This is a genomic window from Halovenus marina, assembly GCF_051414115.1.
Classification (GTDB): Archaea; Halobacteriota; Halobacteria; order Halobacteriales; family Haloarculaceae; genus Halovenus; species Halovenus marina.
The window spans coordinates 922,043-935,369 of record NZ_JBLKNZ010000001.1 but is presented as its reverse complement, the minus strand read 5'-3'; the positions used below and the strand labels follow the sequence as shown (position 1 = coordinate 935,369).

Here is a 13,327-nt window from a genome sequence, read left to right as displayed (position 1 = left end):
TACCGTTCTTAATACTATCCCATCGTTTCTTAGTTGTACGCCTGTAAAAAATGACACAAAGAGTTAAGTGTGTGAGACAATAACAAACATATGAAGTCCGACCACGCTGGGCTTCCGGCGGGAATGACCGTCGCACTGCACCTGACAATTGGCACCGCAGTTCAGGCAGCGCGTTCCGGCGATGGCTGGCCAGCACCGCCGGGACAGATTTTTCGATCTGAGAGCAATCAGTAGCGCGTTCGTCGAACAGACGAGCGTACGGCTACAGTGTCGGATACGGAACCGGGCCAGCGTCGAGAACGCCCGCGGCTACCAACATAACGACGAGTAGACTCGTCAGAACGATAGAGACAGCGGCAGGGTCGACGTGCGTGTCGCCATGGGCATAGACGACTCGCTGGGCGAGTTCACCGAGGAGTCCACCGATGACGCCGAAGACACCTCCGACAGCGATGGCAACTGCGGGATCACCTGAGAAAACGGCGAGCGCAGCGATGCTCGCCGGGAGTGCCATGTGGTGCGTGACTGGCACATCGTAGAGACCGAGCGCGAGAAAGGCAAGCGACGCCGCAGTCACGCCGAAGGCGAGAAACGGGCTTCCAGAGGCGAGCGCGATGTACCCCGAGACGAGTCCCACACCCGCACCGAGGACAGCTACGTTCGCCCACTCGTAGTGATCTGGTTGCCAGGGTTCGACGCGCTGGCGACCCTCAGTCGCCTGTGCGGTGTCGCGTTCGCCCCACCGCTCCTCATGCCGGGACATATCGAGGATGTCGCCGTCGAGTCGCCCGAGGAACTTGTAGCCGAAGGCGATTCGGTGAACGAACGCCGAGACGACGACGGCGAGAAAGATCGGATCGACGGGGAGGTCAGCCTCCGCGGCGAGACCAGCGACCCCGACGCCGAGCGCTCCGAACACGCCGCCGACGATCAACACAGCGGGGTCGCTTCCGAGCGGCTTGGCGATGCTCTTCGCGGGGTGATACCGAAAGCGCGTGTCGAACATCTCGCGGCGACCGAGATACGCCGCAGCAGCGGCACCGCCAGCGAACGCGGCGTGTGGGCCAAGCGCCGGACCGAGTCCGACCGCCGCGGTCAACCCACCAGCATCGAGCGCCGTCGCCGCGGCTGTCCCCTCGAAGTGCGTCACATCGACCAGCGCCGTCGCTTCGCCGACAATCACGACGAACCCTGCGAGACTCAACGCGGGGAGTGCACCAATCGCTGCACCGAGCATGCCGCCGCCGATGCCAGCGAGCAACACCTCGACGGTCAGCGCTACCATCGGCTCACCTCTCGGGGATCGGTTCCGCCTCGACCGATAACTCGTTCGCACTCACACATATCCGGTGTTGCGTCGAGACGGGTCATAGTACTGGCGTTGTCCGTTCGATCAGACACGCACTCCGAGTTCGTCCGCAAAGAGTCAGGCATCGCATCCAAGTCCGTATGGCTAAAAGCAGTTACCGGTGTCAGCCCGCGCCAGCGGCAAACTGTCGCTCAGTCCAGGTGAGTTGGGGCTGTGGGCCAGCCGTGCCATCGACGCTTTCGCTCTCCGAACTGGAGTCGCTTCCATCAGATCCGCTGTCACTTCCATCAGATCCGCTGTCACTTCCATCAGATCCGTTGTCGCTTCCGTCGTCACCAGTATCGATCAGGTCCGACTCCCCGATGGGTTCGAGGTCGACCGGGTCCGGTCCCGACTCCTCGCCGAGCACCTGTCCTTCGGTCACGTTCACCTCGCCGACGAAGAAGGTCTGGTTGCCCTCGTCGTTGACACCGGGTGCGGACAGCCGGTAGGGGGTTTGGGCCTCGACCGTCGAATCCGTGTACCCTTCCTCGACACCGTACTCGTCGTCTCCGGTCGTCGCGTATGGCACTGTCGTGCTGAACTGTCCGTCTTCGCCGACATCGACGCTCTGGGTGTACGTGAACTGTTGACCGTTTTCGGGTTTCAGTTCGACGGTCAACAGGACGCTTCTGTTCGCCGGGGCAGTCCCCTCGATGGTCGCACCGGGGACTCGCTCGAACGTCTTCGTCCAGGCCGGGTCAGTCCCGTACATGAAGTCCTGTGCCGCCGCCTGCGGGCTCGTTCCGTTGTACTGTGGCAACTGCTGGACGAGACGTGAACCGAGTTGGTTGTTCTGCACCGTCCGCTGGAAGTCGAATCCTTCGCCGCCCGCCAGTGCGGTCAGATTACTCATGTGAACGAGTCGGAAGTGTTCGAGTGCAGGGACTCGCTCTGCTGGATACGGCCCGAAGCCGCCGAGTTGCGCGGAACTGCTGTTTTCGACGGCCTGCTGGGCTGCACGCAGTGAGTCGTAGAACTGGATCGACGGTCCAGAGGAGGTGACGAACGTCTCATCCTCGTTGAGTTGTCGTTCAGCCCCCTGCCACTCGACGACGTACGGCCGCGGTTGCTGTGCGCTGCCGTGATACTTGTACAGTCGCGTCATCATCGAGTTGTAGTAGGGCTGTTTGTGCAGCATCGTCGACGTCGCACTGATGATGCCGCGGTCCTGTGCCAGACCCTCGTCGATGACCCGAGTGTAGAAGTCCGAGCGCTCGAACTCGTCGTGGAAGTCCGGCGGCGCGAAGAACTTCCCGTTCACGGGTCTGAACGCGTCAGTGTTTACCATCTTCCAGTCAACCATGACGTACTGCGCCTGTGCATTGTCGCTCTCGTCTATCTCCGAGAGCACGTCCATCGCCTCCGACTCGTTTTGGGCGAGCAGGAAGTCGGCTGCCGGTCGCACACCCTGCTGGAAGGGGTTCGCAGTCGGTATCCGTTCGGCATCGCTGGTGATGTAGTGGCCGTAGTCCCACCACGATAACACCCCATACGTCCCATCCGGGTAGTCGAAGTCGTCTGTCACCTTGTAGGTCCCGTCCATGTCGAACTGGTCACCGTCGGGGTTGCCGTACAGTCCGGGGTCGGGCGTGTTGCCTTCCATCCATTCCAGGCCCTCGCTCCACTGGGCACTCTCGCCGGGTCGACTTATATCGTCTGCGTACGCGATGGCAGTCGGCGAAAACAGCACCATCGGGACGAACAACAGCAGCAGGATGGCAGTGACGGTAAACACGTGGTACGACTGGATGTCCAGCGAGCGCTCCGAAGGGCGGATCAGGTCGAGGATATAGCCCACAAGCGCGGCGTTGAGGCCACCGACGATGAGTGTCATGTAGTACTCGAAGCGCATCTGGGTCAGCGTCGCCGCGAGGATGAACGCACCCCAGATGACGATCAGCAACTGTTCACCGCGTGGCTCCTCGTCGAAAAACTGCTTTGCAAGCAGAAGCGCCGCGCCAGCGACCGCGGTGTACCCGGCCAGTTTGTACGAATCCTGCAGGTCGCCCAGGTCAGCGGGCTGAGCCTCTCCGATGGTTCCAGCTGCAGTGCCGGGTGAGGTGATGAATCCAAGTACGCGGTCGACTTCGCTGATGAAGAAGTCGAGGACACCCGGCAACGCAAGCGCCATCACCCCGAACGCGAGGAGGATGGATCCGGCGACTGCGCCGGGATAGACGAACGGTGAGAGGTTCCGGCGTTCGACCAGGCGTGAGAGCCACGCCAGAAAGACAATTCCGGCGACGACACCGAGCGCCAGCCCGACCTGCACGGGCGAGCGCTGGACGGAACTGAACGAGAGCGTCTGGATGAACGGAAGCTGAAGTAAGCCAGCGGTCGTGAGTGCGACCACGCCGACGAAGGAGGCGTGTTCGGGGCTCCGCCCGCGGATGTGCTCGATGCTGAGGTGAACGACGAAAAACGCGCCAAGGATACCATAGAGGAAGACACCGGGTGGCCACACCCACAGATACAGGGCGATGGCGACGCCAGCGAGCAGCGACCAGCCGATGGTCTCCCGGAGTGCGCCGAATTCGCGTGCGACGACGAGTTCGTACACCGGCTTTTCGCGCTCGGCGACGGTCAGTGCGACCATAATTCCGAGAACGCCAAGCCCCATCAGCAGTGGTTCCGCGACTTCGTGTTGTGTGCTGCCGATGACGCTGACCTGTAGCAATCGGTCTGGGGCGAAGGCGACGACGCCAGCGCTGACGAGTCCACCGAACCGGCCGCCGAGGCGCTGCCCGATGAGATAGGCGACGATACTGATCGGGATGATGAAAACGGGTGGTGCAAAGAAAAACACCCGCCGGACGAGTTCTTCGCTCGGGCTGCCCAGTCCAATAACCAGCGCGCCGAAGGCGATTACCTGGTCGAACAGCGTGCCGAACTGGCCCGTGCTGGTGCCGTACGGGAAGTACGTCCCCGGGTCGAACGGCATCGTGAACGGAAAGTGCGAGACAGTGTACTCAGTCTGGATGAGATGGTAGTATGGGTCGTTCCCGCGGAAGAAGTAGGTTCCGTCGACGACGTAGTTGGACCAGTTGATGACTCGATTCACGAACGCGAACAGAATGAGTGCAAGCAGTACGGGATAGTGATAGTACTGCTCAACCCATTCCGCGACGGACTGCGCCTCGAACTCATCGGAGTCCCGCCAGTTGCTCATTAGGTGGAGTCAAACCCAGTGCGCGCATAAGCCTTATGTAATCCGTCAGAACCCTCACTTCTCTCAGACACCGGTGGCCGGTCTCTCTAATGTCTCCTCGATCCCGTCCTACAATCACAGTATTGTGGGATTTTGTGAAAAATATAAGCGATTCCGGGGGAGATCGAGTCATATGGCACAGACAGATCAGGGTTCGACCGCAGGAACTGACTTCTCCCAGGAGATATTCGGCGGTAAGGAACTTCCGGAAGACGAACTGTGGGATGTCCTCACGAACAATCTACGCCAAGTCATGGAATCTACCGGTACAGCGATGCGGATTCTCGATCTGAACTTCAACGTCGTTCTCGAGAACGACCAGATGAAACAGATGGGCGGTGTCGACGCAGAAGAGAGTGAGATGGTCAAGTGCTACGACCAGTTCTGTAATCCAGAAGTGTGTGGAACAGACAACTGTACACTCAACCAGATCGTCGATGAGGGTCAGGACGAAATCCGTGTCGAAGTGCGAAAAGAAAGCTACGGCGGCCGTGTTATCCCGACAGAACTCGTCGTGAGGCCGATCCACGACCGGCATGGCGATGTCGTGGCTATCAGCGAGACATTTCGTGACATCACAGCACAGAAAACAGCGAGTCAGAGCATCAAATCTGCGGTCGACGAGTTACAGTCTGCAGCGGAGGATGTCGCCCAGGGTTCACAGGAGATCAGTTCGCAGGCCAACGACCAACTGGAGTCCGTCACCGAGGTCGCCGAGGAGGTTTCATCGCTCAGCGCCACCGTCGAAGAGATCGCGGCGACCGCCGATCAGGTCAAATCGATCAGTCAGGACGCACGCGAAGAGGCGGAGATTGGCGAAGAACAAGCAGAACAGACAATCGAGATCATGGACGACCTTGAGGCAGCAGCCGAGAGTGTAACTCAAGATATCCGTAATCTCGACGAAAGTATCCAACAGATCGATGAACTGGTCGACGTGATCAACGATATCGCTGACCAGACGAATATGCTCGCGCTCAACGCCTCGATTGAGGCCGCGCGCGCAGGGGAAGCAGGGGACGGATTTGCAGTCGTCGCCGATGAGGTGAAAAGCCTCGCAGAGGAATCGCAAAAGCGCGCGTCAGAGATCGAAGAAATCGTCGAAACAGTTCGAGAAGACACGACAGAGACCGTCGAAAGCCTCGATCGAACTAATGAAGTTCTGCAAGACGGGGCTGAAAAAGTCCAGCAGTCAGGGAAAACGTTCAAAAACATCGCAACTGTCGTCGACGAGGTCTCAAACGGTGTGGCCGAAGTCGCTGATGCGACCGACGACCAGGCTGCGAGCACGGAAGAAATTGCGAGCATGGTTGACGAGACGGCAACCGACTTCGAGCAAGTCGCTACCGAAGCCGAAGCTATCGCGACCGCAAATACACAACAGACAGAGATGATTCGTCAGATCAGCGCGGAAGTTGACGAGATGAACCAACTCGATATTCAAAGTGACCTCTAAGCGAGCGTCGTTAGCACACCAGCTGGGTCGAATCTCACAGGTGGGTCGTCGATACTTCGGTCAGTTTCACAACTGCATTCGATGGTCGTACGGTGTCGAACACGGCGGCCCGTCAGCGTACTCCATCGTCGTTCCGTCCGGGCCGACCGATAGCAGGGTCGACGAGCGCGTGCCAAAGCCGTCGCCGTGAACACAGACGCCGTATTCGTGGTCAGCGATAACGGCTGCCGCGCGGTCGAGCCACTCCCTGTCAGTCTCGCCAGGTTCTGGCTGCAAGGCTGCACGCACCGCGTTCGCGTTCTCCGCTTGCTGTCTGCCCGCCGACTCGCGTTCGGGCGGGACCGTGTAGTCGCCGTCGGCACCCACGTTGACAACCACGTGAACGCCCGAGCGAAGCGGTCGGACCGTCGTCGTGCCGTCGAACTCGACGAGCAACGCGCTCGCCTTGTCTGCGACGACGAGGTTACAGCCAGCGTATGCGTCAGTTGCGAGTTCCCGCTCGACGAACCGCGTCGCCGCGTCTGCGCTCTCGTAGCAGAGCGCGTCCCTGACGAGCAGCCCTCGTGAGCGCTCGCCCTCCCTGTCCGCCCAGCGGTTCGTGAGTGCGACGAAGACGCCGTGTTCGTTGACGCCGAGCCACGTGCCCTCAGCCTCGATATCCTTCGGGGCGAGCACACGGGATTCCCAGTCGCGCACGGCTGGCGGCTCGGCGGGCCGGTCGAGCCGTTCGTCGCGGTTCGTGGCGGCCACTATCTCTGCCTCGAACACCTGATACGCGAAGACGAGCGTGCACACGGGTCCTCCTACGCGTTCGCCGGATAAAACCCGACCGGCTGTTGTCGCTACGACTCCGCGATAACCACCCGAACCGCCTCCCTGTCGACGGTGCCGGACTGCGTCCGTGGAATAGTGTCGGTCAGAACAATCACCTTTGGTCGCTTGAATCCGGCCAGCCGCTCCCGGCAGTGGTCCCGGAGGCTGTCGATGCTGACAGTGCCGTCGGTGACGACCAGTGCCGCGACGCGTTCGCCCCACTCCCGGTCGTCGACTCCCACGACGGCGGCGTCCTGCACGCTGTCGTGTGCTCCGAGCGCCTCGGCAACCTCCGCCGGAGCGACGAGTTCGCCGCCGGTCTGGATCAGCTCGTCGCGCCGCCCGAGAACGTAGAGACGCCCCACCTCGTCCCGCCAGCCGACATCGCCGGTTCGCAGACCGTGTGCACAGAACGCCTGCTCGGTTCGCCCGTCGTCGAGATAGCCGGGCGTCACCGTCGGCCCGTTGACGACGAGTTCGCCAGTCTCGGCCCCGTCGACCGGTTCGGAGCCGTCGAGAATCGTCACGTCCGTGCAGACGAGTGGCTGTCCGACTGACTCCGGGAGGTCGCGTGCAGTCTCGGGTAGCGCGGTGGCGACCTGCGAGGCGGTTTCGGTCAGCCCGTAGGTCGGACAGACCGGCACCGACCGGTCGAGCGCACGCTGGATAAGTTCCCGCGAGGCCGGTGCGCCGCCGAGCAACACCGTATCGAGCGCCGCCGCAGGCGACCAGCCAGCGTCCAGCATCCGCGTCAACTGGGTCGGGACGAGTGAGACCCCCGTCACGTCGTACTCGTCGATCACGCGTGCGGTCGTCTCGGCTCCGAAGGATGGCTGGAGGACGAGCGTCGTTCCGTAGAGCGCCGTCCGGAAGATGGGTGCCAGCCCGCCCATGTGATACGGCGGAAGACAGTCGAGCCAGCGGTCGTCGGGGTCGACACCGAGGCGAAAGGCCGAGGCGGTCGCACTCGCAAAGAGGTTCCCGAGCGTCAGCCTGACACCTTTCGGATCGCCAGTCGTTCCAGACGTGAACAGAACGAGGACGGTGTCGTCACGGCCGAGTTCGGCTGGCTCGGTCTCAGGTAGTTCGGCCGACTCAGACGAGTGGTTCGCACTCGAACGGGGGGGTTCGGTTGGGATCGAAAGCGCCAGTTCGCGCCGTGGAGTGTCGTCAGCACCGTGCCCCATGTCGGGCCGCGAGACGAGGAGTGACCGACCGTCGGCGTTCGTCTCGGGCGCTCGCGCACGGGTCAGAAGATCCAGACCGGTGCGTTCGATCCGCATCGTGCGTTTCTCCTCGGTCAGGCCAGGGTCCATCGGGACCAGCGTCGCGCCGAGACGCATCGCGGCGTGGACGACGACGACCGTTTCGATCGACTGATTCAGCAGACAACCGATCCGGGCGGATTCGGGTCGGTCAAGCCGTTCCGCTAGCTGACTGGCAACGTCGTCGACGACCACATCGAGTTGTCCGAACGTCCACCGACCCTCGTGTTGGGTGTCGACAATCGCGGTCCGGTCTGGCGTCCGCTCGGCGCGGTCTGCGAGCGGAGCGCGGGTCGGCCAGCGTCCGGTCATAGCACGTGGGACTGGTCGACCCCGAGCCCTGCGGTCTGTGGAACGCGAACCGAGCCGTTCTCGACGGGTGCAGGGTCGGGTGCGAGGTCTGTTTCGAGGAACTGTCCGGTCGCGAGTCCGCAGGGTAACACATCGGGGATTGCCGCGGCGGCGTGGACGGCCGCCGTTCGGGCAACGACGGCGTCGATAGTCGTCGAGACGACTGGCTCGACTCCCGCCGCCCTGGCGGTTCGTGCTGTCTCGACGGCCACGTCCGGCCCGCTGAGGACCATCGGCTTCAGTACGACGACGTCTGCCGCCCCGTGTTCGAGTACAGTCTCGATATCGTGAGCGACGAGCGACTCGTCGACGGCGATACCCACGCCGTGGTCGCGCAGCGCGGAGAGCCCATCGAGATTGTCGGCCGGGAGGGGCTGTTCGACGTACGCGACATCGAGCGCCGCAAGCCCGGAAATCGCCCGTTCTGCTTCCGAGCGCGCCCATGCACCGTTTGCGTCAACCCGGAGTGTCACGCCGTCGCCGACAGCATTTCGCACCGCCCGGATGCGTTCGAGATCCGTCTCCACGCCGTTCGTTCCGACCTTGAGTTTGAGACAGTCGTGGCCAGCGCCGACCAATTCCGTGGCGGCAGTTGCGGTCACGTCCGGAGATCCGTTTGCGCCGACCGTTCCGTTGACCGGGACGCGCTCGACGCGCTCGTCGCGCCCGAGCGACCGGTACAGTGGAGCGTCTTCACTTCGTGCCCGTGCCACGGAGAACGCGAGCGAGAGTCCGTGTCGTGCGGCGGGCGCGTTCGTGCGCGCGAGTGCGATCCCCCAGTCGAGATGACGAGCGACGGTCTGAGCGCGGTTCAATGCCTCTTCACACTCCGTGTAGGACTCCGTCCAGCCCCCCAGCGGCGTTGCCTCGCCGACACCCGTTTCGCCCTCGTGCTCGACGGCGACGAGAAACCCCCGTCTGCTCTCGATCGGGCCGTGAGCAGTGTCTATGGGCGTTCGAAGACGCACCTGAAACGGAGCGATATCGACCACGTCACAGCACCCCCGACAGGGCGACGCCGCCAGCAAAGAGCAGTGCATACAGCGCAAGCAACTGGCCGGTGCGCTCCAGTGCAGGGTTGAGCGCGTCGCCGTCGGTTCGTGTCAGCACCGTCCGAGCGACCAGCGCGGCAAGCGGCGCGGACAGCCAGGTCGCGAGAACGGCAGGGGAGTGATCGAAGCCGACGACGAGCGCGACTGGAACTGCGTAGGCGAGTGCGATCAGCGCGCAGAACTCGACACGGGAGAAGCGATAGCCGAGCATGACCGCGAGGGTTCGCTTGCCCGCCTCCCGGTCCGTCTCCAGGTCGCGGATGTTGTTGACCACAAGGATGGTCGTCGCGAGCGCGCCAGCACCGGCACCGGCGAGCACCGCACCTGCGGTGATTGCGTCGGGTGCCACACTGACCGAAAGCGGGTCGATGCCGAGTGCAGTCACAGCCTGGACGTAGTAGGTTCCCGTGACGGCGACGAGACCGAAGTAGACGAACACGAACAGGTCACCGAGACCGTAGTAGCCGTACGGGTACGGGCCGCCAGTGTACAGCAGGCCAGCGAGGATACTTGAGAGGCCGACGACGACGATTGGAACGCCGCCGACGTAGACCAGATAGACGCCGACGACGAGCGCGAGTGCGTAGGTGGCGGTCATCGCGGCACGGACCTGCCGTGGCTGGATGAGTCCACCGGCTGTCACGCGGGTGAACCCCTCGCGCTCGTCGGTGTCCGCGCCGTGTTTCGCATCGTAGTAGTCGTTCGCGAAGTTCGTCCCGACCTGAATCAGGAGCGCGCCGACGAGCGCGCCGACGGCTGGCAGCGGCGCGAAGACGCCGTCTGCGGCCGCGAGGCCGATCCCGATGATGACCGGCGCAGCACCCGCCGGAAGGGTCTGCGGGCGCGCCGCGATCAGCCACGCCTGCGTGCGAGAGATCTCAGCGGTGGCTGGCATTACCGTCACTTCGGTCGGAAGCCCCAAAGCGACTACGATCGGTGACCGGAGCCAATCGGGGCAGACACAAAAGGCCGCTACAGCGTCACCGACGAGCGACCGCTCAGCGATTGCGGGACGGTGAAGCGAACCGTCTTGCTCGATCTGGACTGCGCGGTCAGTTGAATGCGCACCCGTTCACCCGCCGTGAGTCCACTCGATCCGAACGCCGTTCCGGGTTCGAATCGCAGAGTGAAGCGCTGCTCTGGGCTCGTGAGCACCGGAAAGGTACCCTCGGGGTCGTCGAGCGCCGCCGTAGTGAACGTCTGGTCGCCGGGGCCGCCAGCCCTGTCGCTCAACAGGTTGTAGCTGTCGTCGGGGCCGTACCACTGGGCGGTCACGTTCGTCAGGTCGACGTCGCCGCTCCCTCCGGCCTGCGTGATGATGACGTTCACTTCCCGGATGGTGTGTGGTTCCGTCGCAGAGATGTTGTTTCCGGTGACCGCGACCACGTCGAGTCGGTCAGTCAACTGCGCGGAACTCTCCGTGCTGGTCGAGGCAGTCTGGCCCTGCAAAACGCCAGTCACGTCAAAGAGCACACCGACGGTCGCCGCCGCGATGAGGATGGCTGCGATAAACAGCACGAGCGTCCCGATTGCGACCTGTCCGCGAGACCGCGGGACGGTCCACTCACGAGATTGCGAAGCGGCCGAATCAGAAACGGGCGACGAGACGGTCTCGTCGGGGGAAGCGTGCGAACGTCGTGGGGGACGGGGGGAACAGCGACCTGCCACTGCAGGCCGTTGGGGGCCGGGGGTAATGAACGCTGTCGCCGATTATCGCTCGGGATACTGCGAGCTGTCGGGTGCAGACAATCAGGCAGTCACCATCCAGGTCGTACTCGACGAGTAGCCCCACTTCTCGACGGTGATGTCGAACTCACCCTCGGCGATGGCCGTCATGTTGGTTCCGACCTCCTTCGCGGAGAGGTCGAGTTCATCAGCGATGAGCCGTGATTTGAAGTAGGTCTGTTCGTCGGCGTGCTCGCGAAGGTACGCCAGGATCTGTTGCTGTTTGTCCGAGAGTGTGAGTTCCCCGCCTGCCGTCGCCGTTGTACTCATACGAGAGTAAAGGACGTCTACAAGTAAAGGGCGTTTGGTACAGACGGTTAACGGCGGCTACGTGGGAGTTTCAGGCCCTGAGAGCGGGGATCGTAAGACAAGTGCGATCTATTCGCCCCCGTATGGGTCGCTGGACCGGACAGGAGACGGCGAAATCGGCAAAACAGTCGTCTTCGGCCGGTCGTCGTGGTACAGCGGGGAAATGCGACCCTGACGAAACGGTCACGTCTCGGATTCGATGATCTCGCCGACGGCGAAGTTCGATTTGACCTCGACGATCTCGATTTTTACGCGCTCGCCGACATCGGTCTCCGGGACGATGATCACGTAACCCCGTTCGACGCGAGCGATCCCGTCGCCTTGCTTGCCAAGATCCTCGATTTCGACGTAGCGGATCTCGCCGGGTTCGACGGGGGGTTGGGGTTCGTCGGGTGGCGTCTGGTCGGCCGCGTCGCTTTCGGCAGAGTCGTCCTCGGTAGCGAGCAACGCGACCCGGTAGGTGTCGCCGGGCGTGACCGAACCAGTTTCGATCTCCCGTGCGGGGATTTCCACGACGTAGCGATCCTCCTGTTCGGACACGTCCGCACTGAACAGACAGAGCAATCGATTCGAGAGTTCCACAGTATCGGCCTCCGTGCGTGTCAAACGAGTCCAACCCCAAAGTAGTTATTGTCCGTTCGAACAATCGCCGCTATCCCGCAATCAGGTATCGATCGCGGTTCCGTCCGGCCGCTTCGGCCCCTCGGAATCGTAGACGACCACGCCCTCGGCGTCGACCGGTTCGTAGGTGTCACGGACCCCGATAGCTTCTTCGAGTTCACGAACGGCGCGTTCCTTGAGCGTGTCAGCCAGTTCCTCGGCGTCCGCTCGCGAGATGTCGCGTCCGAGTCCCTCGCACTCGTGTGCGCGAACGATCCCCTCCCGGTCCACCGCCTCGCCCATCGGCTGACTCGTCCCGCCGAGTGCGACACTGAAGGGATAAGTCTGGCAGATCAGCGGCCGGTCCTCGTGAACCGTGCAGGCACCTGTCCCGTCTGTCTCCTCGTAGAAGGTACAGTCGCCGCAGGCGTCGGTCTGCAACGCCCACTCGAAAGTCGTTCGGCCTGCGGTCTCAGTCCCTTCTGCGCTGGCATCGTCAGTTCGGTCGTTTTCGTCGTCCGCTGTCAGTCCGTACGGCATCGGACGCGCGACGTCACGCCAGTCGTAGCCACGTTCCTGAAGTCGTCGAATCTCGTCGGGAAACACCGTCGCCGTGTGTTCCTCGCTGTCCACGTCAGTTGCGGTGCTGTCGGTATCCTCACAGTCGGCAGCCTTGCAACAGGCCCCACAGCGCGTACACGAAAAGCCGATCTGCTCGATTGCGTCGGCAATCGCACTCACAGAGAGGTCGCGTGCGCGCTCAAGTTCGGACTCCAGAGTATCCACATCTGGTCTTGGTGTGTGGGCGCAAAAAGTCGTCGTCCGCGGCGGGCAAGTCGACCGACGGGTCGGTTCAGCGAGCAGCGACGTCAGAGTCGAAGCGCGTAGACCTGCTTTCGCGCGTCGGTGACGCTGTACCGGGACTTGACCAGTTCGGTCTCTTCGAGTCGGTTCAGCGCATACCGAACGGTTCGGTCCGGCAGCAGCGATTCCGTCGCCAGTTCACCCTGCGAGAGTGGCTGGTCCGTCTCGAGAATCTTCGCGACGAGTTTCGCACTCGGGGGCAGTTCGCGAAGTCGGTCTCGATACTCGGATTCTGACAGGCGGGTTTCTTCTTTACGCTCGTGTCGCGCTCGCGTACTCATACGTCCACTTCCCCAGCGGGAACTTGTAAGTCTTGGCTATATACAGGACTCA

13 protein-coding genes are annotated in these 13,327 nt (G+C 62.6%); 2 read left to right on the top strand and 11 right to left on the bottom strand.

The features are described 5' to 3' along the window. The first annotated feature begins 90 nt into the window (after positions 1–90). Positions 91–234 (top strand): hypothetical protein, encoded by a 144-nt coding sequence (locus ACMGFL_RS04735; protein WP_436934385.1) that lies wholly within the window; start codon positions 91–93, stop codon positions 232–234. A 28-nt stretch (positions 235–262) separates the two neighbouring features. Here ACMGFL_RS04735 and ACMGFL_RS04730 read toward each other — a convergent pair whose 3' ends face one another. Both ACMGFL_RS04730 and ACMGFL_RS04725 read right to left on the bottom strand, forming a co-directional pair. Beyond that, positions 263–1,285 (bottom strand): DUF7973 family transport facilitator, encoded by a 1,023-nt coding sequence (locus ACMGFL_RS04730; protein WP_436934384.1) that lies wholly within the window; start codon positions 1,283–1,285, stop codon positions 263–265. A 187-nt stretch (positions 1,286–1,472) separates the two neighbouring features. Then, positions 1,473–4,520: an oligosaccharyl transferase, archaeosortase A system-associated gene (locus ACMGFL_RS04725; RefSeq protein WP_436934383.1), complete on the bottom strand. Its 3,048-nt coding sequence runs from the start codon at positions 4,518–4,520 to the stop codon at positions 1,473–1,475. Between the two features lie 172 nt (positions 4,521–4,692). On the opposite strand from ACMGFL_RS04725, the gene ACMGFL_RS04720 reads away from it, so the two are divergent. Beyond that, a complete protein-coding gene (locus tag ACMGFL_RS04720) occupies positions 4,693–6,015 on the top strand; it encodes a methyl-accepting chemotaxis protein (protein WP_436934382.1) in 1,323 nt (440 codons plus the stop codon). A gap of 66 nt (positions 6,016–6,081) precedes the next feature. Here the strand turns inward: ACMGFL_RS04720 and ACMGFL_RS04715 are convergent, their stop codons facing one another. The 9 genes from ACMGFL_RS04715 to ACMGFL_RS04675 form a co-directional block, all read right to left on the bottom strand. Next, the gene (locus ACMGFL_RS04715) at positions 6,082–6,810 is read right to left on the bottom strand and encodes an NRDE family protein (RefSeq protein WP_436934381.1); all 729 of its coding nucleotides are present in this window, start codon (positions 6,808–6,810) and stop codon (positions 6,082–6,084) included. 47 nt (positions 6,811–6,857) lie between these two features. Further along, the gene (locus ACMGFL_RS04710) at positions 6,858–8,405 is read right to left on the bottom strand and encodes a class I adenylate-forming enzyme family protein (RefSeq protein ID WP_436934380.1); all 1,548 of its coding nucleotides are present in this window, start codon (positions 8,403–8,405) and stop codon (positions 6,858–6,860) included. Next, a complete protein-coding gene (gene menC / locus ACMGFL_RS04705) occupies positions 8,402–9,436 on the bottom strand; it encodes an o-succinylbenzoate synthase (RefSeq protein ID WP_436934379.1) in 1,035 nt (344 codons plus the stop codon). The genes ACMGFL_RS04710 and menC overlap by 4 nt, the downstream gene beginning before the upstream one ends. A gap of 1 nt (position 9,437) precedes the next feature. Next, complete coding sequence (locus tag ACMGFL_RS04700; protein WP_436934378.1) at positions 9,438–10,391, bottom strand: 1,4-dihydroxy-2-naphthoate polyprenyltransferase; 954 nt, start codon at positions 10,389–10,391, stop codon at positions 9,438–9,440. A gap of 77 nt (positions 10,392–10,468) precedes the next feature. After that, positions 10,469–11,164: a flagellin gene (locus ACMGFL_RS04695; RefSeq protein ID WP_436934377.1), complete on the bottom strand. Its 696-nt coding sequence runs from the start codon at positions 11,162–11,164 to the stop codon at positions 10,469–10,471. Positions 11,165–11,245: 81 nt separating this feature from the next. Then, entirely contained in the window at positions 11,246–11,491 is a 246-nt protein-coding gene (locus ACMGFL_RS04690) for a DUF7123 family protein (protein ID WP_436934376.1), read from the bottom strand. Between the two features lie 222 nt (positions 11,492–11,713). Continuing rightward, entirely contained in the window at positions 11,714–12,112 is a 399-nt protein-coding gene (locus ACMGFL_RS04685) for a TRAM domain-containing protein (protein WP_436936418.1), read from the bottom strand. Positions 12,113–12,193: 81 nt separating this feature from the next. Further along, on the bottom strand, positions 12,194–12,916 hold the full coding sequence (locus ACMGFL_RS04680) for a YkgJ family cysteine cluster protein (RefSeq protein WP_436934375.1): 723 nt from the start codon (positions 12,914–12,916) through the stop codon (positions 12,194–12,196). A gap of 83 nt (positions 12,917–12,999) precedes the next feature. Then, positions 13,000–13,275, bottom strand: a complete 276-nt coding sequence (locus ACMGFL_RS04675; protein WP_436934374.1) for a MarR family transcriptional regulator — start codon at positions 13,273–13,275, stop codon at positions 13,000–13,002. Positions 13,276–13,327 lie beyond the last annotated feature (52 nt).